The organism is Labrys wisconsinensis (assembly GCF_030814995.1).
Taxonomy (GTDB): Bacteria; Pseudomonadota; Alphaproteobacteria; order Rhizobiales; family Labraceae; genus Labrys; species Labrys wisconsinensis.
In genome coordinates this window covers 223,162-246,584 of sequence record NZ_JAUSVX010000002.1, presented here as the reverse complement: position 1 = coordinate 246,584, position 23,423 = coordinate 223,162, and the positions used below count along the sequence as shown (strand labels likewise).

Genomic DNA, 23,423 nt, shown 5'->3' with positions numbered 1-23,423 from the left:
GGGGCCTCCCCTCAGCTTTCCGTCGACGCGGCTTCGAACACCGCGGTCAGGATGCCGAGCCGGCCTTCTGCGAGGTTTCGTCCGAGGTTGGCGGCGAGCAGCGGGAAGTCCGGCCCCATCACCACGCCGAGATTGAGCGAAGGCGCCGCCCCCGACATGCGCGCTCCGGCGAACCAGGCCGTCGCGGCCTGCGTGTCGTCCCGCCATGCCAGCGTGCGGAAGCCGGCGGCTTCGATCGCCGTGCGCGTCGCGTCCGCCGTCAGGAGGAAGCTCGTCGCCGGCGTTCGCGCCCAGGGAACGGGATAGTGCGGCTCGCCGCCGTTCGACACGACGTCGAAGGTGGCGAAGCGGCCGTCCGGCTTCAACACGCGCCGGATCTCGCGGTAGAGCCGCGCCCGGTCGGCAATGTTCATCGCCACGTGCTGCAGCAGCGCGGCGTCGAAGCTCGCGTCGCCGAAGGGAAGCGCCAGGGCGCTGGCGACCTCGAACGAGGCCTGCCCGCTCTGGCCCGTACGCTCTGTCAGATAGCGCGCGGCCTCGACGAACGGCTCGCTGAGATCGACGCCCGTCACCCGGCAGCCATGGGCCGCCGCGAGATGGCGCGCCGGGCCGCCGAGGCCCGAGCCGACATCCAGCACCGCCATGCCGGCGGCGATCCCGGCCAGCTCGGCCAGCTCCGCCGTCGCCGCCACGCCGCGGGTGTGGAACTGGTCGAGGCCGGCGAGCTGCTCCGGCACGAGCCGCAGATCCTCCGGCCCGAGGGCGGCGAGCGCGCTCTTCAGCCGCTCCGTCAGGCCGGTCGCGCGATAGTGGTCGCGCACGCCGTCGAGGGCATCGGTCATGACAAGGGTCCTCCTGGGTTTCGGGCCGCCGTCGCCGACCCGGGTCCCGGCATCGGCCTGCCGGTGATCGGCAAGATGTACGGCGGCTTTCGGCGATCGGCCATTCGCGATAATGTCGACGGGCCATGAAGCAGAACTTCACAGTCCGGCATGGCGCGCTCGACGGTGTCGAGACGTTCCTGGCGGTGGCCAAGCATCGCAGCTTTCGCCGGGCGGCAGCGGCTCTCGGCGTCACGCCGTCGGCCGTCAGCCAGGCGGTGCGGGCGCTGGAAGCACGGCTCGGCGCGGCGCTCCTCGCCCGCACCACGCGCAGCGTCGGCCTGACCGAGGCCGGCCAGCGCTTCCTCGAGCGGGCCGCGCCCGCCTTCGACGAGCTCGTCGCGGCCGGCGAGGCCGCGCGCAACCTCGGCCGCCGTCCGACCGGGCTCCTGCGCCTTTCCGTTCCCCGTGCCGTCGTGCCGCTGATCCTCGAGCCGGTGATCGCCTCCTTCTGCCAGGCCTATCCCGAGATCGAGCTGGAGATCGCCGCGAGCGACGAAATGGTGGATCTCGCGGCGGGCGGCTTCGACGCCGGCATTCGTCTCGGCCAGTTCATCGCGCCCGACATGGTGGCGGTGCGGCTGACGCCGCCGTTCCGGCTCGTGGTCGTCGGCAGCCCCGACTATCTCGGCCGGCGGCGGCCGCCGGAGCGCCTCGACGACCTGCGTGGCCACGCCTGCCTGCGCATGCGCCGCTCGAACGGGTCGATCGCGCCCTGGTCCTTCGTCGACGACGACAAGGCGGTCGAGGCCATCGTCTCCGGACCGTTGATCGCGCATGACTATCCCACGCTCCTCGGCGCGGCGATCCGGGGGATGGGACTGGCGCAAGTGCCGGGCCCGCTCACCGAGACGCCGATCGCGGACGGCCGGCTGCAGGCGCTGCTGACGCGCTACGCCGTCACGACGCCGGGCGTCTTCCTCTACCACCCGGGCAAACGGCAGGTCCTGCCCAAGCTGCGCGCCTTCATCGAGCACGTCCGGTATCAGGGCGTCGAGGCGCCGCGCCCGTCAGCGTGACGACAAGCGCGTCCGTTCCGGCCCGAAGGAGCCCCCCGGGTCGAGCCCGACGATCCAGGGGCGTCAGCCAGACGATCCCGGCCGTGGCCTGCTCACCGTCCGGCAGCCTGAAACGACCGATGAGCCGCGCCCATCGACCATTGGCATCACGGATGATTGCGAAAGCCACACCAATCTGCGACATGCTGGACGCCTGCGTCGTGCATCCAATCCTGACACGTGCCGCAGTATGGCACGTTGATGTTCACCCCACCCCGTCTTACATATGGCGCGCCAACCTCGATGTCTGCGAGAGACACGCCCTGATTCAACAATTCTACGACAGCATTGACCTCTGCACAGGACGCAGCATCCCTTGCACCATTGTATTGAGGGATTAGGCCATTCAGATTTCGCGCATCAATGCTTATATTGTTTCTTTGATTCCCAAGAAACCCTAACCGATCTCTGTTGTAAACCGATGTATTGCTGCGCCCCGTGACATTGATGACATTGCCATATTGATCCCTGCCCTGGGCAGGGCATCGGACGGCCTCTTCCGATTCCGGATGGTCGAAGCCTTTGTCCCATCCCTTCGGCTTTCGCGGGCCCCTGTTGCCGCGGCCGCCTTCGCGTTTGCCGCCGCCCTTGGATCTGGTGCCACCGGCCTTGGCGCTGCTGCTTTTCTTCTTGCTGCCGCCGACTTGCGTCCATCCCTCGTCGCTGGCGACGTCGCTGCTGGCCTGGCTCACCATCACGCCGGATTCCACCACCTCCTCGCCGCCCTCCGCGCCGAGCTCCGTGGCGGTGCCGAGCCCCTCCACGCCGATGCTGGCGACATCGGTCAGGACGAGGGTGGCGTCGGCATCGGCCATCAGCACGTCCGACGCGCCCCCGGTGAACGGCGTCAGCGCCAGCCCGCCGATGGTGACGGCAGCCATCAGCGCATCGGTGCCGAGCTGCGCCCACTCTCCCAGGCCGCCGTCGGGGTCGGCCATGCTCACCGGGTCGTTGCCGACGAACACATAGGGGCTGGCATATTGGTTGCCGGGGTCGGGCTGCAGGAACCGGCAGAGGTCCGGCGCGTAGAGGCGGGCCTTGAAGTTGTAGACCCCCGCCTCGCCGTCCCATTCCTGCCCCATGAAGCGCCAGGGCATGGCCGCGGCGCGCGGGCCGCTGTTCTCCGCGAGCGCGCCGAACACGCCGTAGCGGTAGCGCGCCAGCAACGTGCCGCCGCCGTCCACCAGCCCGCGCACGCTGGACTGCGTGTCCTTCAGCACGAAGCCCACGGCCTCCCCCGCCGGCGCCACTGCCGTCAACCCGGCCGGCCCCATCACCAGGGCGGTCCAGGCGCCGTCCTGCCAGATGGCGAGCGGCTGGGTGCCCCGGCCGCAGACATAGAGCCTCATATAGTCCGCCGCCGTGCCGGCGACCTGCTTGACGCAGCGCTGGTTCTGGCCGCCATAGGCCAGCCGGATCTTCGCAGACCCGTCCTCGGCCGCGCGGGCGATCCCGCAGGGCATCGCCAATGCCGGGTCATAGGCGATGCCGAGGCTTCCCGCCGACACGAGCTGGCCGCGCGCGTCATAGGCCGGGCTGATCGCCGGCGCCTCGCCGAGGCTGGCGCCGGCCAGCCGGTCGCTGCCGGGCACGCCGGTGAAGGCGAGCGTGGCGCCGTCGCTCACCGCCGCCCAGAGATTGCCGTTGGCATCGTAGCTCTGCGCCTGCCACGCGCCGGCGTGGCTGCCGCTGGCCTCGGCGCGCTGCAGCCGGCCGAGCGCGTCGTGCTCGTACACGGTCTCCGTCTGCTCCGGGGAGCTGCCGGGCAGGCTCAGCGTCTCCTCGCGCCGGCAGACCTTGCCACGAGCGTCATGCGCGATCGCCAGCGCCCAGGCCGGCTGCTCCTGGCCCGCCAGGGTCAGGCTCTGATCGACCAGCCAGCCCGGTGAGTCGAAGGCGTAGCGCTGCAGCAATTGCCCGCCGTTGAGCTGCTCGAGCGTCACCGCGCCAGAGATGGCGTAGGCGTAGCGCGCCAGCTCGCTGCCGTCGCCGAGGGAGATCTTGGTCACCTGGCCGAGATCGTCGTAGTCGTAGTGGACGGTGCCGAGCGGCGCCCCGTCCGGCAGGACCAGCCGCGTCACCTCGGCGATGGCATTGTACTGGTAGCCCAGCACCGCCTCCGGCATATCGGGCAGCGCTGTCTTCAACGCCACGCTGGTGACGTTGCCCCTGCCGTCATAGGTGAAGCGCTCGGCGGCCAGCCAGGGCGCACCCGCCTCCGGATCGCTGCTCCACGTGGAGACTTCGACCGGCATGCCGATCTGGTGCGGGTCGTTGCCGTCGCCGTCATAGCGGCGCCGGCGGCTGATGGTGAAGGGCACGCCGTCGCTGGCCTGCGGGTAATCCGGGTCGCCGGCCGCGATCGCGGCCAGGGCAGCCGCATCCCAGGGCTGCAGCACCAGCCCCTCCTCCACCGGGCGGCCGAGCGCATCATATTTGGCGTAGAGGAACCAGACCTCGCCCTCGTCCAGCGCCGGCTGCAGGAAGCGCCAGCGCCCTGCCGGATCGTAGAGCAGCGCCACCCCGCCGCTGTCGGGCGCCTGCGCCGCGCGGGCCTGGTCGAGCGTGTCGCTCTGCACGACATTGACGAAGGCGTCGGCCCCGCCTTGCGGCGGCGGGCTGAACGCGTTGGGCAGGCGGGTGGTGTGCTGCTGGCCGGCCGGGCCGGGCTGGGCGTTGCGATAGCCGGTCCGGCTGGTGGTCTGGTTGAGGATCTCGCCGCGCGCATCGCTGATCTGCGAAGCGATGCTCTGGCGCGTCAGCGTGCTCACGCTGGTGGTCAGGGTCTTGTGCGGATCCAGCGTGCCGCGCGTCAGATAGCCGCCGTCGCCGGCATTGCCGTAGCGATATTGCGTGGTCAGCCGCTCGTTCTCGTCGAGGGTCAGGAGATCGTGGATGGCGAGATGCAGCCCGGGCTGCCCGGCCTCCAGCACCCGCTTGCGGGGCGAGGCCTCGTAGCGCGTGCCGACATAGGGATAGCCCTGGTCGTTGGAGCGGATGATGCCGCCCTCGCTCTGGCCGGCATAGAAATCCGCGACATCGCCCTGCATCAGCCAGCTGTCGGCCGTGGCGGCGAGGAAGGCCGGCACGTCGACGAGATGCGGATGATAGGCCATCAGCGGCAGCGCCGCGTCCTGGCCGAAGCGCGCCGGCGCCGGCTTGGTGCTGGCGAGCACGCGGCCGAGGGCATCCTGCACGCTCTGCTGCAATCGCGCATCGGCGCCGTGCAGGGACTGGCTCTGCCGCGTGGTGCCGGCGCCGTCGAGATAGCTCAGGCTCAGCCGCGGCGCTGCCATGGTGGCGAGGTTGCGCACCTCGATGGCGTTCGGTCCGGTCTGCAGCGTCAGGGCGGCGGGCACGCCGGCCGTCCAGTCCAGGCTGTAGGTGAGCTGGCCGTCGCCGAACACCAGCAGCACGCCCTCGCCGAACAGCAGCAGCCATTGCAGCGGCATGGCCGGCGGGTGCGCCAGGAGCGTGGGCGCGGTCCACCCCTCCGGCCCGGTGAAGAACCAGCCGTCGGCATCCCCATCCCAGCCCACGGCATAGCCGCCCGCCAGCGCCCAGGCCAATTGGCCGCCGAGCCCCTGCGGCGCGCAGAGCTCGGCGAAGAGCGCGGCGGTGGCGGGGGGCGTCGGGGCCCAGCCCTTCCAGGCGAGCGTGCCGGCGTCGGGTCCGGCATGGCACAGGACGTCCTTTTGGACCTGCCAGTCCGCCGCCGGCGTGGCGTCCCAGGCCGCCTGCCATTCGTCGCCGGCACGGAACAGCTCCATCCGGCTCGGTCCGGCCGCCTGCAGGCTCAGGCTGGCGCCGGGGCTGGCCGGGTCGAACACGCCCGCCGCATTGCCGCGCGGCGAAAGGAAGGCCTGGGTCAGCTGCAGCACCTCGCCGTCCGGCCCCAGCGTGGCGACGGCCTGGGCCTGCCTGTCATAGGCGGTCAGCCAATGCCGCCCGGCGGCGCTGAGCGAGGCCGTCGGCTGGCGCAGGATCCGGTCGAAGCTCCGGGCCTGGAGATCGCTGTGCAGCGGCGCCAACGCCACGGCATCGAGCAGCACCGTCGGGCCGGCCGGATTGCCCGCGGTGGCGGTGACGCGCAGCGGCGTAGCGGCCTCGGGCGGCAGCTCGATCCCGGCGGAGTGCCAGGTCCACACGCCCTGGCTGTCGGCAAAGGGCAGGCTGATCGTGCTGAGCACCGCATCCCCCGCCGCCACCACGACGCTCCAGCCGGCCCCGTCGCCGGCGACGTAGCCCGGCGGGGTCTTCAGCGCATAGGCCAGCACATAGGGATCGCGGCCGGCGGGCGTGACGCTGGCGGCAAGGCTGGCCCCCGCCGGCAGGCTCAGGCTGGTGCGGCCGACATAGGCATCGCCCGCCTGCAGCGCCGCGCCGCTGGCCTGCCAGGGATCGCCGGGATCGTCCGCCTCGAAATCCGCATAGGCCCATTGGTCCTGCAGCGTCGAGGCGTTGGTGATCTCCGCCACCGGCAGGCTGTCCGTCCCGGCATAGTGCACCGCGGTCACGACTCCGCAGGGATCGGCGGATTCGCTGACGAGGCCCAGCGGCGTGCGGGCGAGGACGCGCTGCTGGCAAAGCCAGCCCGCGGGGTCGGCGCGCTGGTCCGGCCCGTCGAAGGGATAGCTCAGCGGAACGGTGCCCTGCCAGGCATAGGTGCCCGCCATGCCCGGCACCAGGATCTCCGGGCCGCGGGCGCAAGGCCACAGGGCCCGGCTGTAGGCCGTCGCCGAAAGCGGGATCTGCGGGCCGTCCGCCACGGCCACGCTGGTCGTCGTCAGGATCGGCGCGCTCAGGACATGCAGCGCCCGCAGCACCTCGTCGCGCTGGCAGCCGAACCGGGTGGCGCGCGCCTGGGTCTCCGGCTGGCCGCTGCTGCCGAGCGCGGTGCTCCATTGCGCCACCGGCTGGCTCGACCAGGGCGCCTGGAACGCCTGGCCCTGCGCGTCCATCCCCAGCGAGTCGATGGCGGCATGGCCGCTGACCCCATCCGCGATACGGGTGACGCCGGTCTTGCAGACGAAGCCGCCCACCAGCCGCACCGGCGCGACGCCGGCATCGGCGGGATCGGGCGAACGCGTGGTCCAGACCTGCCAGTCGAGGCTGGTCCGGGTCAGCGGCGCGCCCCCGGCGTCGAACACCGCGACCTCCTGGAGCAGCCCGTCCAGCATGTCGTAGAAATTGTCGCCGCTCTGATCGTCCAGCCCGTTGCGATAGCGCATCTCGAGATGGCCGTAGGGCGCGGCCTGCGGCGCTCCGCCGGGATAGACCCGGCACTGGTAATATTTGAACACGGTGCCGGAGGAATCGCAGGTGGCGGTGTCCAGATCCGGCACCACGGCGCTCGGCTGCGGCCCGTCGAACCCGTTATCGGCGGCAAATCCGGTCACGGCATAGTGCATCACAGCGCCATCCACCGCATTGCCGACGCATTGGTGCAGAGTGAAGCTGGCAGCCTCGCTGAAGCTGCCGGCGGTGCCGGGATAGGTAACGAACATCGAAGGCCCGCCGGCGCTGCTGCCAGGCGTGGTGGCGAGGCTGAGCTGCTCGTCGCCATCCAGCAGCACCGGGTTGGTGCTGCCCTGGCTGAGCCCGCCATTCTCCAGCAGCAGCACGGCGCTGCGGCGCGCATCGCCCGTGCCGCCGTCGTACAGGCTGCAGGCGAGAAAGGCCGGCGCCTCGTTCACCAGCGCCGCGGAATTGATGACGTAGCGGCCCGGCGCCTGCGCATCCAGCGCTTGGTTGAGCACCAGCTCCAGATTGCAGGCCGGCGGGGCGGCGACAACTTCGGACCAGTCGGTGGCGCTCCCGCGATAATAGAGCCAGGACCCGATCAGCAGATAATCGCCGCCGCTGGACGGGTAGTTGGCCGTGGCGGCCTGGAACTCCGGATTGCGCAGCGGTGCCGCCGGCGCCACTGCGGCGATCTCCCGCCAGCCGGCCACGTCGCTGTTCGCATCGTAGCCAAGCACCCGTGCGGACACGGCGCCCTGCCCGTTCCCGGCGCTGAGGATCTGCACGGCGACATCGCTGCCGTAGGCATAGCGCTGCTGCTGGCCGCTCGGGACGCTCGGCAGCGACAGCGCGGAATTCTCCATCCAGCCTTCGCCGTTGAAGCGCAGCATATGGCCGGCGCAGGCGATCTGGCTGTTGTCGGCGATCTCGGGCACCCAGCTCGTCGGGTTGGCGCCGCTCGGGTCCTGCGGGTCGCTGAATCGCCGGAACGCGACCGGCCGGAACCGATAGGCGATATCCCATTGCAGCGCATACAGGGTGTAGGCCAGCGTGGCGCCATTGTCGGTGCGCAGGTGGCTCGCCGCCACCAGGTTCCCGCCCGGCACCAGGGCCAGGGCGTCGAGGGCGATCTCGTCGATGCCCGGCAGGCTGGTCCGGCCGCCTTCGCGCCAGGTCAGCCCAGCCTCCAGCCAGCTGAGCTGCACCGCGCCCGTCTGGTCGACCGTGAGGTAGTATTCGCCGGAGGCCGTGGCCCAGGTATAGTGGGTCAGCGCCGGCAGGCCGCCCTCCCCGGTCGTCTCCAGGGTCCATTCGCCGGTGGTCCAGCGCCAGGTCAGGCGATCCAGCGCATAGCGGCCATAGGTCGTGTCCATGCGCGTCACCAGCACGAACTGGGAGCCGCCGATGGGCGGCGTGATCTGCGCGACATCGAGGCTGTAGCGCAGGGTCGGCTGGTTGAGCCCCGTCGCCACGCCGTCGAGCAGCGCCGGGCTCCATTGGCCGGGCCGGGCCACGTCCTTGGTGAAGAGATAGAGCTGCATGTCGCCGGCGGTCTGGAAGGACACGGCGAGGCAGCCGGCATTGGCCAGCACGCCGAGGCTGGCCGGATCGAAGCCGCCGGCATCGCTGAAGATCGCCGCCCGGCCGGGGTCGAGCTGCCAGGTGATCCAGCGCCCGATCCAGCAATGCAGCTGCAGCGTCAGGGTCGTCGCGGCGCCGTCGTACCAGAGCGTGACGGCATAGTCCGGTCCGAACCAGACGGTCGGCGTGCTGGAAGCGTCCAGCCCGTCCGGCGGCGTCACCGTCAGGTCGCGCTGGCAGCTGGTGAGAAACTGTTGCGTGTAGGACCAGCTGGAGCTTGCGCCGCCGGGATAGGTCGCGCGGCGGATGGCGCCGGGGCTCGCCCCCTGCGGCGCATCGCTCGGATCGTCCAGCCAGTAGTCGAAGGCCAGCGTGCTGGCGAGCCGCCCCTCGCCGCTGCGGAATTCGATGCCGGTGAGAAAGCGCTTGAAGCTGTCGCCATACTGCGCGCCGGTGTTGGTGCTGACATTGGCGACCTCAGCGGCGGCGCCCGCTGCGTCCGGGCTGGGGTCGTACACGAACCCGGCGGAGAGCAGCACCGTCCCGTCGGTGGCGGTGACGGCAATGGCGCTCAGATACTGCGTCTCGTAGCAATCCTGCCAGGCATTGGGCGTGTTGTCGGGCGTGGCCTTGTGCGGGTCGGCATATTCGCGCGGCGCCTGCGGGCTGGAATTGTCCCAGAGCTTGTCCGCATAGGTGAAGACGGCGCGGCGGCCGAAGACGTCGGTGATGCCGGTGAGGTAGCAGGCCTTGGTATAGCCGAGCCCGGCCGCCGCCGCGCCGGGCGCCGCCACCGCCTGCTCGACCACCGGCCGCAGCCCGGTCGTGGGATCGACCGGCCATTGCTCGTTATAGGCGTGGAGAACCCGGTCGCCCCACAGGTTGCTGGTGACGGCCAGGTTCCAGGCGGTGGCGAAATGCTTCTGGCCGCGGACAAGCCCGCTGGCGCCGGTCCAGAGCAGCTCGCAGCCCTCCCCGGCGGTCCAGCCCACGCCCCATTCGATGCTGTTGCCCTGCGAGACAGGCATGGTCTCGTCCGCCGCGTCGGCGATGAGCCCGCCGAAGGACTTGCGCAGCCCGGTCTCGTCGATCACCAGCCAGCGCTCGTAGCGCGGGTAGTAGAGGATCTTCCAGAACTGGTAGGATTCGAGCTGGTAGGATTCGCCGCCGTCGAGCGCCAGCAGCTGCGCGTCGTGCAACCGCAGGGCAAAGCTTTGCAGCTCCTGCGCATCCTCGATCTCCCAGAGCGGGCTCGCGCCGGCTCTCACCAGGGCGGTGGCGCTCAGGCTCAGCCCATGCGCGCCGAACAGGCGCCGGATCTCCGCCGGCACGGCCTCCCCGACCACCAGTTGCGCCGCCAGCGCCGCCGGCATGGCGAACAGGAGCGGCGCCTCCGGTTCGCGCGTCAGCGGCGTGTCGGCACCGTTGGCGGCATAGGCGTAGCGCCGCGCCCCGGCGCCGAGCGCGCCGCCGCTCTGCAGCACGATGGCGGTGCCGGGCATGTCCCAGCCGAGCCCGAGCACGCCGGTCGACGCGTCGAGGTTCCACAGCATCGCTTCCGTGTAGACGTTGCTCTGGTACTGCACGCCGACATCGACATCCAGGCTCTGCTCGGAAGACCGGCCGGGCATGGTGAACAGGGTCTGAGTGAGATTCACATCCGCCCGGAACAGATTGACGCTGCTGCGGACATTGGCGACGGCGCTGGCGTCGAACTGGAAGGATCGGATGGACGGCGTCTGGGCGCTGGAGGACATCGTGCGGCTCCGGGCGGATCGACGGGACGAGGGGAAGCCGACGCACGGCGGCGGCGGCCGGCGCGGTTCGCAAAGGCTCGTTCAGACCGGAACGATGGTGGCGATGACGATCAGATTCACCCCGCTCTCGCTGTCGTCCTGGCCGTGATTGCTGGGCCACCCGAGATCGTACATGTAGGCCTGCGGATTGGGCAGGTTGACCGATGTGGTGCCCGCGGTGATGCTCGGCAGGCCCGGCGCGGCCCAATTCCCGTCAGAGCCGCCGGACGCGGTCAGTCCGGCCCCGATCGTGTTGACGTCGTTGCCCGTGTTGCCGCCATAGGAGATCTGGTAGCCGGTCAGCACCGCCATGACATCGCCGCTCAGCTTGTAGTTCGCCGGGATGAGCGTGCCGAGATCGACCGACACCGCGCTCGTGCTCTGCTGATCGGTGACGGACGTGGCCACCACGCCGGCATTGGCCTTGAAGGTGGCGAGGAGGCCGCCGTCGATGCTGGCGGTGGTGGCGCTGTTCTTGCCGCCATCCTTCATCAGGGCCTCGGCCTTGATGTAGTCCATGCCGCTCGACTGGGTGACCGAGGCGCTGGCATTGACCATCTGGACGTCGTGGTCCGTGCCGGTGCCGTAGCTGAGATCGAAGCCGGACAGCAGGCCGACATTGATGGAGGGGCTGGATTGGGCCAGCGGGACGCCGCCAGAGCTTCCGCCCGAGGCGATGTCGTCGGCATTGGCCAGCGTGATGTTGCCGGATTCCGTGCCGGTCTCGGCAATGACGCCGATGCTCACCCAGGCAGCGCCGGAGTCGACCGTGTTGCCGCCATTGTCCGAGAGTTGTCCGGTCACCTTGAAATCGAGCTGATCGGAAGAGGTCTGGTTGACCTGCAGAGACAGCAGGAACGTCTGTACGTCGTGACCTTTTCCGTCCTTATAGGACATATTGAAACCGGTTATGCCAGCGACATACTGTTTTACCGCAGCGTTGAACGTCGCCGTATAGTTCGGATTGTTGAGGTAGACAGTAAAATTCTGGATCTCGAGCGACATGACATCCTCCCGTTGTGGCACGCGGCGTGCCAATCCGTGATTTTCGATGCCCCCCTCGACTATGTGCAATGCCGGGCTTTGATGCTCGCTTAAGTTGTAGTTTGCATTTTTAATCAACAAGCTCGTTGTTCGCCGGCAAGGAATCGTCCCACCCTGGGAAGGTCGCGGCGTTTCACCTGCAGCGATGGGGCAATGGCACCGCCGGTCCCGGGCTCGTCATGAACGCGGTGCCAGGGGAAGGAACCGGCCATGACAGCCAGGCTCACCACTTTGCGGCGGCCCCCTCCCCGATGCAGGACTGGCGGCGCACCTCCGTGGCCATCGCCTCCAGCCCGAGCCGGCCTCGCCGAGATCCTGACGATCCGGGCCTCTCCCGGATCGACGGCTGCACCAACCGCATCGACGCGCGCGCGGTGTTCGCGCGTGGCCAGGGCGAGACCGGGCAGAGGATCGACCTGCTGCCGGCCCGGCGCGAGACGCCCTGCTGCACCGATCGGGAACGCGCCGGGGCCCCTTCCGAGAGCGGACAGCCGGCAGCGTTTGGCGTAAACTGTCCCTCATTCGTCCTGGGCCGGCATTTCGGCAGGCGGCGGCGTCGATATGATGTCCGCAGGCTCGACGCTCGGAGATCTTGGAAATGCCCACCAAAACCGCCCTTCTCGTGATTGATGCGCAGGAATCCTTCCGCCACCGGCCCTATTTTCGTGCGGAGGACCTGCCGCCCTATATCGAGCGCCAGCAGGCGCTGATCGATGGCGCGAAAGCGGCCGGCATCCCCGTCGTCCAGGTCTTCCACGTCGAGGAGACCGGCGTGTTCTCGGAAGGATCTGGCTTCGTCGTGCCGCTGGCGCCGCTGCGCATCGAGCCTGACGCGGTCTTCCGCAAGCGCCGCCACAGCGCCCTCGTCGGCTCGGGGCTGGACGTCTGGCTGATCGAGACGGGCATTCGCCGGCTGATCGTCTCCGGCATCCGCACCGAGCAGTGCTGCGAGACCACCACTCGCCATGCCTCGGACCTCGGCTTCGACGTCGATTATGTCGGCGAGGCGACGCTGACCTTCCCCATGACCGACGCGAACGGGCGCACATGGAGCGCGGCGGAGATCCGCGCCCGGACGGAGCTGGTGCTCGCCGGACGCTTCGCCCGCATCGCCACGGTCGGGGAGGCGCTGGCGGGCCCACCCGTGAAAGCCGCGGCATGAGCCTCGTCGAGCAGCCGCGGGTGGTCCCTGTCTTCGTGGTCGTGCCGCCCCGCGCCCTGCTGCTCGACATTGCCGGCCCGATCGAGGTGCTGCGGCGGGCGAATTTCGACCAGGCCGCCGTTCGCTTCGCCGTGACCTTCGTCGGGCCGGCAGCGGGCGTGCGCAGCTCCGTCGGCCTCGACCTTGCCGGCATCGCTCCGCTGCCTGCGCGCCTTCCCGACGATGCCCTGGTGGTCGTCTCCGGTGCCGTCGACGAGCCGCTGGGCGCCGCCGGCGACACGCGGCCCGAAGACGCGCCGCTCGAGGCCGCGGTCGTGGCATGGCTGAGGCACGCCGTCCGGCCGGGGATCCGCCTCGCCACCATCTGCTCGGGCGCGCTGCTCGCCGCCCGCGCCGGCCTGCTCGAGGGCCATGAGTGCACCACGCACCATGCGACGCTGCCCGAGCTCATCCGCCTCGCGCCGACCGCGCGGGTGCGCGAGAACCGGCTCTATGTCGAGGATGGCGAGCGCTTGACGAGCGCCGGCGTCACGGCCGGCGTCGACCTGATGCTCGCGCTGGTCGCACGCGAATCCAGCCATGCCGCCGCGCTCGCGGTCGCGCGCAACCTCGTCGTCTATCTGCGCCGCGCCGGCGCGGACCCGCAGCTCTCCCCCTGGCTGGAAGGGCGCAATCACATCCATCCCGCGATCCATCGGGCCCAGGATGCGATCGGCGCCGACCCGTCGCGGGACTGGTCGGTGGCCGCCCTGGCGCAGCTCGCCGCGACCAGCCCGCGCAATCTGTCGCGGCTGTTCAATGCGCATGCCGGCATGAGCGTGACCGACTATGTCAACCGGATGCGGGTCGCGCTGGCGCGCGAACTGGTGACGGGGTCCCGGCTCGATATGGAGAACATCGCCGAACGCGCCGGCTTCGCCTCCGCGCGCCAGTTCCGCAGAGCCTGGAACCGGCTCTACGACACATCGCCGACACGCCTGCGCGAGGCTTCGCCCTAGGCGTCGGGGATGCCGACAGGCTCTCCAGCATGGGCGCGATACTGCCGACCACCACCGCCTGCATCGAGATCTTCATCGGCGCCCTCGCTCCATGGTCCCGAGATCGGCGACGAGCGCGTCCCCGCCCGCCGCGACGGATGAAGCCGGCTAATCCTCCGCGCCGGGAAAGCGGACATGGCGCGCCAGCCAGTCGAGGAACACGCGAAGCCGCAGGGCGAGCTGCCGGTTCTGCGGGTAGAGTGCGTAGAGCGGGGTCGGCGACGGCGGGGTATCCGCCAGCACCTCGACCAGGCGGCCGGCGGCGAGATCCTCGGCGAAGCGATAGCGCGGTGCCTGGACCAGCCCCAGGCCCATGCGCGCCAGCTCGGCGCTCGTGTCGGAATTGTTGGCCTTCACCCGGCTCGGCAGCGTGACGAGGCGCCGTTCGCCGTCGACCACGAACTCCAGGGGCAGCGCCTCGACCGTGCGCGACGAGACGAAGCCGACCATCACGTGGCCGCCGAGCGCGCCGGGCGAGGCCGGCACGCCGTGGCGCGCGAGATAGTCGGGACTCGCCACCGTGACTTCCTGCAGCGTTCCGAGCCGCCGCCGAATGAGCCCGCTGTCGTCGGGCTCGCCGGCGCGGATCACGCAATCCACCCCCTCGCGCACGAGATCGACGAGGCGGTCGCCCTGCCCGAACTGCATGTCGACGAGGGGATAGCGGGCGAGGAACCCCGGCAGGTGCGGCAGCAGGAACGTGCGGGTCATCAGCGGATGGGCGTCGATCCGCAGCAGCCCGCGCGGCTGGGCATCGCGCAGCGCGCCCTCGGCCTCGTCCAGCTCGGCGAGGATGGCGATGCAGCGCCGGTAATAGTCCTCGCCATCGAGCGTCGGCGCGACATGGCGCGTCGTGCGGTCCAGCAGGCGCACGCCGAGCCGGGTCTCCAGCTCGCGCAGGGCCTCGCTCGCGGTGGAGCGGGGCACGCCGAGATCGGCGGCCGCGGCGGTGAAGCTGCGCCGCTCCACCAGGCGGCAGAAGAGGCGCATCGAGTCCAGGCGATCCATCGCGAATTGTTCGCCTATTCCGACAGGTGTTGGCAAGTCCAGGCCGATTATCGGCACGATCCGATCAGCTATCTCTGTTCCACGAACGAAGGAGACAGCCATGTCGGACCATCAGGACAGCCGCGTCGCGATCGTGACCGGCGCATCGCGCGGGATCGGCGCCGCCGTCGCGCAACGTCTCGCCGGCGAAGGGATCGCCGTGATCGTCAACTATGCCCGTGGGGCGCAAGCCGCCGCGGCGATCGTCGAGGCGATCGAGAAGGCGGGCGGACGGGCGCTTGCGGTGCAGGCCGACCTGGCGGACGCCGCGAGCGCCGCCGCGCTGTTCGATGCGGCTGAACGGATGTTCGGCGGCGCCGACATCCTGGTCAACAATGCCGGGATCCTGTCGCTCGCGCCGATCGCCGAGACCGCCGACGCCGCGTTCGAGCAGACGCTGGCCGTCAATCTCACCGCCGTGTTCCGGCTGCTGCGCGAGGGCGCGCGGCGGCTGCGCACGGGCGGCCGGATCGTCAATTTCTCGTCGAGCGTCGTCGGGCTCCGGCCGCCGCGATACGGCGCCTATGCCGCGAGCAAGGCAGCGGTCGAAGCCTTGACGCATGTCCTCGCCAAGGAGGTCGCGGCACGCGGCATCACCGTCAACGCGGTGGCGCCGGGTCCGGTCGAGACCGAGCTGTTCCTGGCCGACAAGACCGAGGACCAGGTGCGCGCCATCGCCGCCATGAACCCGTTCGGCCGGCTCGGCCGGCCCGAGGAGATCGCCGCCGCCGTCGCCTTCCTGGTGAGCGCCGACGCCGGCTGGGTCAACGGCCAGGTGCTGCGCGCCAATGGCGGCATGATCTGAGCAGCCGTCCCGTGCAGCAGCCCGCCCGCGTCGCCGACGCATCGAGCGGATCGACCTGCCCCACCCCGCCGCCCTGGAGCGTGATCGCTTCAAGTTGAATCGATCACACTCTCTATCTCTTTGTTTTTACGCATTTTCTTGACGCGAACCGGGGCCGGTTCGCTTGGAAAATGCTCCAGGCGGCCATGTCCCCAAGGAGAGCCACCATGCCTTTCGCCAATATCAAGGTGCCCGAAGCCGCCCTCACCCGCGCGCAGAAGGACGAGATCGTCCACAGGGTCACCGCCATGTTCGTCGACTATTTCACCGAGGCGGCGCGCCCGCACGCGATGGTCCTGATCGAAGAGGTCAAGGACGGCGGCTATGGGCGGGCCGACGAGGTGTTCACCGTCCCCGAGGCCTGGCGGGCGAAGGACTGACGGCCGCGATCGGCCCGCGCGGCGGATGCGCCGCCTTGCGCCGGCGAAGCGCATCAAAAATTTTCGGTCCCATGTCACGCCGCCGGTCCCTGCTTCGTCATGAGTGCGGTACCAACGGAAGGAACCGATCATGACCGCCAGACTCAACCCCTTCGCGGCTGCCCCCTCGCTAATGCAGGATTGGCAGCGCACCTCCATGGCCATCGCCTCCAGCCTGGGGCCGGGCCTCGCCGAGCTCGTGGAGATCCGCGCCTCGCAGATCAATGGCTGCGCCAACTGCCTCAACCTCCACACGACCTTCGCGCGCGAGCACGGCGAGACCGAGCAGCGGATCAACCTGCTGCCGGCCTGGCGCGAGGCGCCCTGCTACACCGACCGCGAACGCGCCGCCCTCGGCTGGACCGAGGCCATGACGCGGCTCTGCGAGGGCCATGGCCACGCCGATGCCTATGACGAGCTGAAGGCGCATTTCACCGAGGAGGAGCAGGTCAAGCTCACCCTGCTGATCAGCGTCATCAACGGCTGGAACCGTATCGCGGTCGGCTTCCGGGTCTGGGCCGATCCGGCAGCCGTCAAGTCCGCGGCCAAGGCGCTCGCCGCGTGACGGCGGTCTCGACATCCCAGGACGCGGTGGCGGTGTTCGCGCCGCTGCGTCCGACGCTCGTCCGCGTCGCCTATCGCATGCTCGGCTCGGTGGCGGACGCCGAGGACGTGGTGCAGGACGCCTTCATCCGCTGGATGAGAGCCGACCGCGGCGAGGTGCGCGAGCCCGAGGCGTTCCTGCGCCGCACGGTCACGCGCCTCTGCCTCGATCAGCTCAAGTCGGCGCGGCACCGGCGCGAGACCTATGTCGGCCCCTGGCTGCCCGATCCCGTGGTGGAAGAGGAGGAGGACGACGTCACCTTGCCGCTGATGCTGGCGCTGGAACGGCTGACGCCGCTCGAACGTGCCGCCTTCCTGCTCCACGACGTGTTCGGCCTCGGCTTCGAGGAGGTGGCCGCGACGGTCCAGCGCGATCCCGCGGCCTGCCGCCAGCTCGCAGCCCGTGCGCGCGGCCATGTCCGCCAGGCCGGGCCTCGCTTCCGGATGGAGGCGCGACGGGGCCTGGCGCTCGCCGAGGCCTTCTTCGCCGCCTCGCGCGGCGGCGACATGCGGACGCTGCGTGCCATGCTGGCGGAGGACGTCAGCGCTCACGCCGACGGCGGCGGCAAGCGCCCGGCGGCGATGGAGCCGATCCTCGGGATCGAGGCCGTGATGGCGATCCTGGAGAAGCTGGCAGGCCTGTTCCGGGCGAACGGCTCGAAGCTCGTGCGCACCGGCTTCGTCAACGGACTGCTCGGCTTCGTCACGCTCGAAGCCGACGGCGAGCTCCAGACGACGGCGCTCGACATCGAGGACGGCAAGATCGCGGCGATCTACGTGGTGCGCAACCCCGACAAGCTGAGGCACCTGCACTGAGGCGGCGCCCCCAGATAAGTGCCTCAGCCGAGAAGTGTGCCCCCTCTTCCAACCAGGAGAGGGCTTGCCTGCGCCACTTCGATTCAGTTGTTCGTCGACGCTTCCCAAGGCGGCGTGCTGCCCCCGGTTCAAGCCTTCCCGTCTTGTCACACGAGGCGCGAGCCCCTTCACGCGCGCTCGTTACGCCACCTTTTAACAAAACGTCATTGCGCAATTAACGAAACTATGTTTTATAAAATGGCGACAAGGAGCAGAGGGATGAGCAGGCATGGCCCAGCAGATTTGGTTCATAACAGGCTCCGCGCGCGGCTTTGGCCGTGCGCTTGCCGCCGCGGCCCTTGACGCGGGCGATCTGGTCGTCGCGACGGCGCGCAAGCCCGGCCATCTCGCCGACCTCGGCGACAGGCACGGCGACAGGGTTCTGCCCGTCAGCCTCGATGTGACCGACGCGGATGCGGCGAGCGCCGCTTTCGACAGGACGCTGGAGCGCTTCGGCCGCATCGACGTCGTCGTCAACAATGCCGGATACGCCAATATCGCGCCGATCGAAACCGCGCCCAGGGACGACTTCCGGCGGCAGTTCGAAACGAATTTCTGGGGCGTCTACAACGTGACCCGGGCGGCGCTGCCGATCCTGCGCGCGCAGCGCTCCGGAACCATCGTGCAGTTCTCGTCGATCGGCGGCCGTGTCGGCAGCACGGCCGGTCTCGGTTCCTATCAGGCGGCGAAGTTCGCCGTGGACGGCTTCACGCGGGTGCTGGCGAGCGAGACCGCTCCCTTCGGCATCCGCTGCCTGGTGGTCGAGCCGAGCGGATTTGCCACCGATTGGGCCGGATCCTCGATGGACATACAGGCGTTTCCTCCCGCATACGACGCCACCGTCGGTGCCATCGCCGGGATCATGGGAACCGCCACGACGCAGGCCGGAGACCCCGGACGGGCCGCCGAAATCCTGGTCAACGTCGTCAAGCGCCGGGACCTTCCGTCGCATCTGCTGCTCGGCGCGAACGCGGCGAGGATGGCGCTCGATTACTCCCGGCGCCAGATCGCCGAAGCCGACCTGTGGCAGGCCGTCAGCGTTTCGGCCGACTTCGACCAGACCTATCCGGTCGGTTTTCCCGACGAAGTGCCGCAATAGCGCGCTTCCCCGCTGGCGGCTCGCCGACGGGGCGGCACTGCCCGGACCATGACCTCAACCGGCGTTGCGAGGGCGCGGTCGCGATCCGCCCCCACGTCTTGGAATGGAGCGAGACCAGGATGGCAGACGACCCGGCTTTGCCAGATCCGCGGCGCAGAGGCTTCCTGAAGGGATCGGCGTTCGCCGCCCTTGCGCCTTTCGCCACAGCCTCGACGCCCGTTCAGGCGCAGGCGCCGACGCGCATCGACGATCCGCGAGCGTTGCAGACCGTCGAGATGACGATCAACGGTCAACGCCGCCGTCTCTCGCTCGATACCCGCACCAGCCTGCTCGACGCGCTGCGCGATCACGCAGGGCTAACGGGCACGAAGAAGGGGTGCGACCAGGGACAGTGCGGAGCCTGCACCGTCCATGTCGACGGCCGCCGGATTCTCTCCTGCCTGATGCTCGCGGCTGCGGCCGACGGCGCCAGCGTCACGACGATCGAGGGGCTCGCGAGCGATTCCGGCGCGCTTCATCCCATGCAGGCGGCCTTCATCGACCAGGACGCCTTCCAATGCGGCTTCTGCACGCCGGGCCAGATCCTGTCGGCCATCGCATGCGTCAGGGAAGGCCACGCGGCGACGGCGCACGACATCCGCGAATCTATGAGCGGCAATATCTGTCGTTGCGCCGCCTATCCGAACATCGTCGCTGCGATCCAGCAGGCCAAGCCGCTGATGGAGAGCTGAGCCGTGCGACCGATCGTCTATGAAGCACCGCCAACCGCCGAGGTCGCCATACGGGCTCTCAGCCATCCCGACGCTGTGGTCCTGGCCGGCGGAACGACCCTGTTCGATCTCATGAAGATCGACGTGGTGCAATCCGGCCGCCTGGTCGACGTGACCAGGCTCCAGGACCCGCGCCTCGGCGCCATCGTGGTCGACGAAACGACCATCCGCCTCGGCGCCCTGGCGCGCATGGCCGATGTGGCCGCCCATGCCGAGATCGCGGCCATCTGCCCGCTGATACCCCAATCGCTCAACCTCGGCGCATCCCAGCAGATCCGCAACATGGCGCGGCTCGGCGGCAACGTGCTGCAGCGAACGCGCTGCGCCTATTTCCGCGACGTGAGCTTCGGGCAGTGCAACAAGCGAATCCCGGGCTCCGGGTGCGCCGCTCTCGACGGCCACAATCGCCAGCATGCGATCCTCGGCACCAGCGAGGCCTGCATTGCCGTCTATCCCGGCGATTTCCCGCAGGCTCTCGCCGCCCTCGACGCAACGGTCGAAACCATCGGTCGAGGAGGCAGGACACGTTCCATCCGCTTCACCGACCTGCACCGGCCGCCCGGTGCAACGCCGCATGTGGAGACCATGCTCGAGCGCGAAGAGCTGATCACCGGATACGTCATCCGGCGCGGCCCATGGATGAAGCGCTCCTTCTATCTCAAGATCAGGGACCGGCAATCCTATGCCTTCGCTCTCGCGAGCGCCGCCGTCGCCTTCGATCTTGCCGGCGATGGCGTCGTCAGGGAGGCGCGCATCGGCCTCGGCGGCGTGGCGACCGTTCCATGGCGTGCGCGCGATGCCGAAGCCGTTCTGAGGAACAGGCGCCTGACGGCCGACGTCGCGCAGCAAGCTGCCGATGCCGCCTTCGCCGGGGCGCTCGCACGGTCGCACAACCAGTTCAAGATCCCGCTCGGGAAGCAGACCTTGGTCCGGGCGCTCCTGCATGCTGCAGCGATGGAGATCTGACGATGACGACGGGTGAACCAGGCCTTCGGGAGCTGCCGCTCGTCGGCCGGGGCCATCCGCGCTACGACGGCCGGGCCAAGGTCACGGGCCGCGCGCAGTTTGCGGCGGATGTCGTCGTTGCGAACCCGCTTCACGCCTGGGTTCTCCTGAGCTCCATTCCCAAGGGGCGGATCGAGACGATCGATGCCACCGATGCGCGGAGCCTGCCCGGCGTCGTCGACATCGTGACGCACGAGAACGCCCCGACACTCGCCGCCCCCGTCAGCCGGGCGGCGGGCTCCTCCACCAGCCATCAGCCCCTGACCGGACCGGACATCCTGTTCGATGGCCAGATCATCGGCATCGTGCTGGCGGACAGTTTCGAGACGGCTCGCGAAGCGGCTGCCGCCGTCCGGGTGCGCTACGGCGTGCAACCCGCCGCGGTCACGCTCGACAGTCCGGGAGCGGCCGCGCAGCGCTGGTCGGCCGCCAATCCCGCCTTCAGGGATCCCGAGCTCGGCGATGCCGAGCAGGCGCTCGCCGGCGCGCCGGTCGTCGTGGACGCGACCTATCACACGCAAAGCCAGGTCCATAACGCCATGGAGCCCTTTCCGACGACGGTGCTGTGGGACGGCGACACCGTCGTCGTCCACGAACCCAGCCAATACGTCGCCGGCCTGCAGCGCGGCCTCGCGCAACAGCTCGGGATCGATCCCTCGCGCGTGCGCGTCATCAGCCCCTTCATCGGCGGCGGCTTCGGCAGCAAGCTCAGCCTGACGCCCAGAACCGCGATCCTCGCGGCCCTGGCGCGGAAATTCCGCCGACCGGTGAAGCTGGTGGCGACGAGAACGCAAGGCTTCACGCTGTCCACCTATCGCGCGGAGAGCCGCCACCGGATCCGGCTCGGCGCCACCGCCGACGGCAAGCTGACGGCTTTCTCGCACGAAGCCTGGGAGATCTGCTCCCGTTCCGACGCCTATGCCAGCGCCGCCACGGTGCAGACGGCCGAGATGTATGCCGCGCCGTCGATCTCGACGCGCGTCACCATCGTCCGCACCGACAGGACGACGCCCGGCTTCATGCGAGGGCCGGGCGAGATGCCCTACATGTTCGCGCTCGAAACCGCGATGGACGAGCTGGCGCATCGCCTTGGGGTCGATCCGATCGAGCTGAGGCGCCGAAACGAGCCGGCGAGAAGTCCGGTCGACGGCCGGCGCTTCACCAGCCGTTCGCTCGTCCGATGCTTCGAGGAGGCGAGCGAGCGCTTTGCGTGGCGCGACAGGAACCCGGTTCCGGGCACGATGCGCGACGGGGACTGGCTGGTCGGCTACGGCTGCGCGGCAGCGATCTTCCCATGCTTCAACTATGGCGGCAGCGCGACCGTGACCCTGATGCGCTCGGGCAAGGCGCGCGTCGAGACCGCCGCATCGGAGATCGGGACCGGCGCCTATACGGCTCTCGGCCAGGTGGCCGCAGACCTGCTCGGCCTGCCGATCGAGAATGTCGAGGTCCTGCTGGGCGACAGTCTGTTGCCGCCGACCGCGCCGGCGGGCGGATCGATGCAGACCGCAAGCACCGTCCCGGCGATCCGCGACGCCTGCCAGCGCATCGTCGCACGGCTCGGCGGCACGATGCCGCCGCTCGGCGAGCTCGGGAGCATGTTCGACAGGCTCGGCGCCGCCTCCCTGCAGGAATCGGCCCAATACAGGGCCTTCGACGGCAAGGGCGCCAATGGCAGCGCGACCGTTTCGACGCCCAAGGGGGCCGAGCCCGTCGCCGTCTATTCCTTCGGCGCCCAATTCGCGGAGGTCAGGATCAACGCCCGAACGCATGAGTTGCGTGTGCCGCGTCTCGTCGGTGCCTTCGCCGCCGGGCGGATCGTCAATGAACGCACCGCGCTCGCGCAGTATCGTGGCGGCATGGTCTGGGGCCTCTCCTCCGCCCTGTTCGAAGGGCTGGAGATCGATCCGACCCGCGGCAGGGCGATCAACACCAACATCGCCGAATATCTGGTCCCCGTGAACGCCGACGTGCAGCAGGTCGAGGCGATCCTGATCCCCGAAGAGGATCGCGAGGTGAATCCCCTGGGGGTGAAGGGGATCGGAGAAATCGGCATCGTCGGGGTCGCCGCGGCGATCTCGAACGCGATCTTCAACGCAACGGGCAAGCGGCTGCGCGACGTGCCGATCACGCTCGAGAGGTTGTTTGAAGACGGTTAGACGGCCGGCGAGTGCCGCCCCAACAAACTTCCGAGCTTCGCCCCAACTCCGCTATATCGATCGAAATTGCGAGCGGATCGCAACGTCGGTAGATCACGCCCATGTCGCACACATTTCAGCGCGCTCGCAGTCCCGAGGCCAAGGAGCGGCGCGAGACCGATATTCTGGAAGCCGCCCGTTCGCTCGCCACGGAACACGGCATCCGGGCGATCACGCTCACGGAGATCGCCGACGCCATCGGCATGCACAAGTCGGCCCTGCTCAGATATTTCCAGACCCGCGAGCAGATATTTCTCGTGCTGGCCGGCCAGGGCTGGCGGGAGTGGTCCGCGGCGTTGCGTGGCCGCCTTTCGGAGATCGCAGGGCATGACCCCCGGGCGGTGGCGGAAGCTTTCGCGCGGACCCTCGCCGAACGGCCCCTGTTCTGCGACCTCCTTGCGCACGTTCCTCTCAATCTCGAACGCAACGCATCGCTGGAGGGTGTCCGTGCCTTCAAGCTCACGGCGCTGCAGGAGGTTGCGGCCATTCGCGCCGACCTCATGCGCCTGCTCGGCCTTTCCGAGCCGCAGTCGATCGACGTCGTCTCGACGGCGGCGGGCATGGCCGGGGCGCTGTGGCAGATGGCGACCCCTGGTCCGGCGGTGGCGGCCCTCTATCGCCAGGAGCCGCTCCTGGCGCACGCCATCGTCGAGGTCGAGCCGCGGCTGGCCCACATCCTGTGCGGACTGCTCACCGGCTATCTCGCCGACAATGCGTCCGCGAGGAGACGATCCTCCCCAAACCGGGCGGGATGACAAACTCGGCTTGCACTGCTTCGCC

General features: G+C 69.5%; 16 protein-coding genes. 12 read left to right on the top strand and 4 right to left on the bottom strand.

What is annotated here, in order from left to right:
• Nucleotides 1-11 precede the first annotated feature (11 nt).
• A complete protein-coding gene (locus QO011_RS07530) occupies nucleotides 12-842 on the bottom strand; it encodes a class I SAM-dependent methyltransferase (RefSeq protein ID WP_307269811.1) in 831 nt (276 codons plus the stop codon).
• Nucleotides 843-967: 125 nt separating this feature from the next.
• Here QO011_RS07530 and QO011_RS07525 point away from each other — a divergent pair, with 125 nt between their 5' ends.
• Nucleotides 968-1,900 carry a LysR family transcriptional regulator gene (locus QO011_RS07525; protein ID WP_307269809.1) on the top strand — a complete coding sequence of 311 codons (933 nt, stop codon included), beginning with the start codon at nucleotides 968-970 and terminating at the stop codon, nucleotides 1,898-1,900.
• Between the two features lie 146 nt (nucleotides 1,901-2,046).
• On the opposite strand, the gene QO011_RS07520 is transcribed toward QO011_RS07525, so the two are convergent.
• On the bottom strand, nucleotides 2,047-10,521 hold the full coding sequence (locus tag QO011_RS07520; protein WP_307269806.1) for an RHS repeat domain-containing protein: 8,475 nt from the start codon (nucleotides 10,519-10,521) through the stop codon (nucleotides 2,047-2,049).
• 81 nt (nucleotides 10,522-10,602) lie between these two features.
• On the bottom strand, nucleotides 10,603-11,565 hold the full coding sequence (locus QO011_RS07515) for a hypothetical protein (protein ID WP_307269803.1): 963 nt from the start codon (nucleotides 11,563-11,565) through the stop codon (nucleotides 10,603-10,605).
• Between the two features lie 637 nt (nucleotides 11,566-12,202).
• Between QO011_RS07515 and QO011_RS07510 the strand changes: the two genes are divergently transcribed.
• Together QO011_RS07510 and QO011_RS07505 are read left to right on the top strand one after the other, a co-directional pair.
• Nucleotides 12,203-12,766, top strand: coding sequence for an isochorismatase family protein (locus QO011_RS07510; RefSeq protein ID WP_307269800.1), 564 nt, complete (start codon nucleotides 12,203-12,205; stop codon nucleotides 12,764-12,766).
• The gene (locus QO011_RS07505; protein ID WP_307269798.1) at nucleotides 12,763-13,764 is read left to right on the top strand and encodes a GlxA family transcriptional regulator; all 1,002 of its coding nucleotides are present in this window, start codon (nucleotides 12,763-12,765) and stop codon (nucleotides 13,762-13,764) included. Before QO011_RS07510 ends, QO011_RS07505 begins: the two co-directional genes overlap by 4 nt.
• Before the next feature lie 147 nt (nucleotides 13,765-13,911).
• Here the strand turns inward: QO011_RS07505 and QO011_RS07500 are convergent, their stop codons facing one another.
• Nucleotides 13,912-14,811, bottom strand: a complete 900-nt coding sequence (locus tag QO011_RS07500) for a LysR family transcriptional regulator (RefSeq protein ID WP_307269795.1) — start codon at nucleotides 14,809-14,811, stop codon at nucleotides 13,912-13,914.
• Nucleotides 14,812-14,911: 100 nt separating this feature from the next.
• Between QO011_RS07500 and QO011_RS07495 the strand changes: the two genes are divergently transcribed.
• From QO011_RS07495 to QO011_RS07455, 9 genes are all read left to right on the top strand, one after another.
• A complete protein-coding gene (locus QO011_RS07495) occupies nucleotides 14,912-15,655 on the top strand; it encodes an SDR family oxidoreductase (protein ID WP_307269793.1) in 744 nt (247 codons plus the stop codon).
• Between the two features lie 206 nt (nucleotides 15,656-15,861).
• A complete protein-coding gene (locus tag QO011_RS07490) occupies nucleotides 15,862-16,074 on the top strand; it encodes a tautomerase family protein (RefSeq protein WP_307269791.1) in 213 nt (70 codons plus the stop codon).
• 130 nt (nucleotides 16,075-16,204) lie between these two features.
• Entirely contained in the window at nucleotides 16,205-16,678 is a 474-nt protein-coding gene (locus QO011_RS07485) for a carboxymuconolactone decarboxylase family protein (protein ID WP_307269788.1), read from the top strand.
• The gene (locus QO011_RS07480) at nucleotides 16,675-17,532 is read left to right on the top strand and encodes a sigma-70 family RNA polymerase sigma factor (protein ID WP_307269785.1); all 858 of its coding nucleotides are present in this window, start codon (nucleotides 16,675-16,677) and stop codon (nucleotides 17,530-17,532) included. Before QO011_RS07485 ends, QO011_RS07480 begins: the two co-directional genes overlap by 4 nt.
• A gap of 268 nt (nucleotides 17,533-17,800) precedes the next feature.
• Nucleotides 17,801-18,670, top strand: a complete 870-nt coding sequence (locus QO011_RS07475; protein WP_307269782.1) for an SDR family NAD(P)-dependent oxidoreductase — start codon at nucleotides 17,801-17,803, stop codon at nucleotides 18,668-18,670.
• A gap of 119 nt (nucleotides 18,671-18,789) precedes the next feature.
• Nucleotides 18,790-19,401, top strand: coding sequence for a (2Fe-2S)-binding protein (locus QO011_RS07470; protein WP_307270928.1), 612 nt, complete (start codon nucleotides 18,790-18,792; stop codon nucleotides 19,399-19,401).
• A gap of 3 nt (nucleotides 19,402-19,404) precedes the next feature.
• Nucleotides 19,405-20,406, top strand: coding sequence for an FAD binding domain-containing protein (locus QO011_RS07465; protein WP_307269778.1), 1,002 nt, complete (start codon nucleotides 19,405-19,407; stop codon nucleotides 20,404-20,406).
• A 2-nt stretch (nucleotides 20,407-20,408) separates the two neighbouring features.
• A complete protein-coding gene (locus QO011_RS07460) occupies nucleotides 20,409-22,604 on the top strand; it encodes a xanthine dehydrogenase family protein molybdopterin-binding subunit (RefSeq protein ID WP_307270925.1) in 2,196 nt (731 codons plus the stop codon).
• Between the two features lie 101 nt (nucleotides 22,605-22,705).
• Nucleotides 22,706-23,398, top strand: a complete 693-nt coding sequence (locus QO011_RS07455) for a TetR/AcrR family transcriptional regulator (protein WP_307269776.1) — start codon at nucleotides 22,706-22,708, stop codon at nucleotides 23,396-23,398.
• Nucleotides 23,399-23,423: the final 25 nt, after the last annotated feature.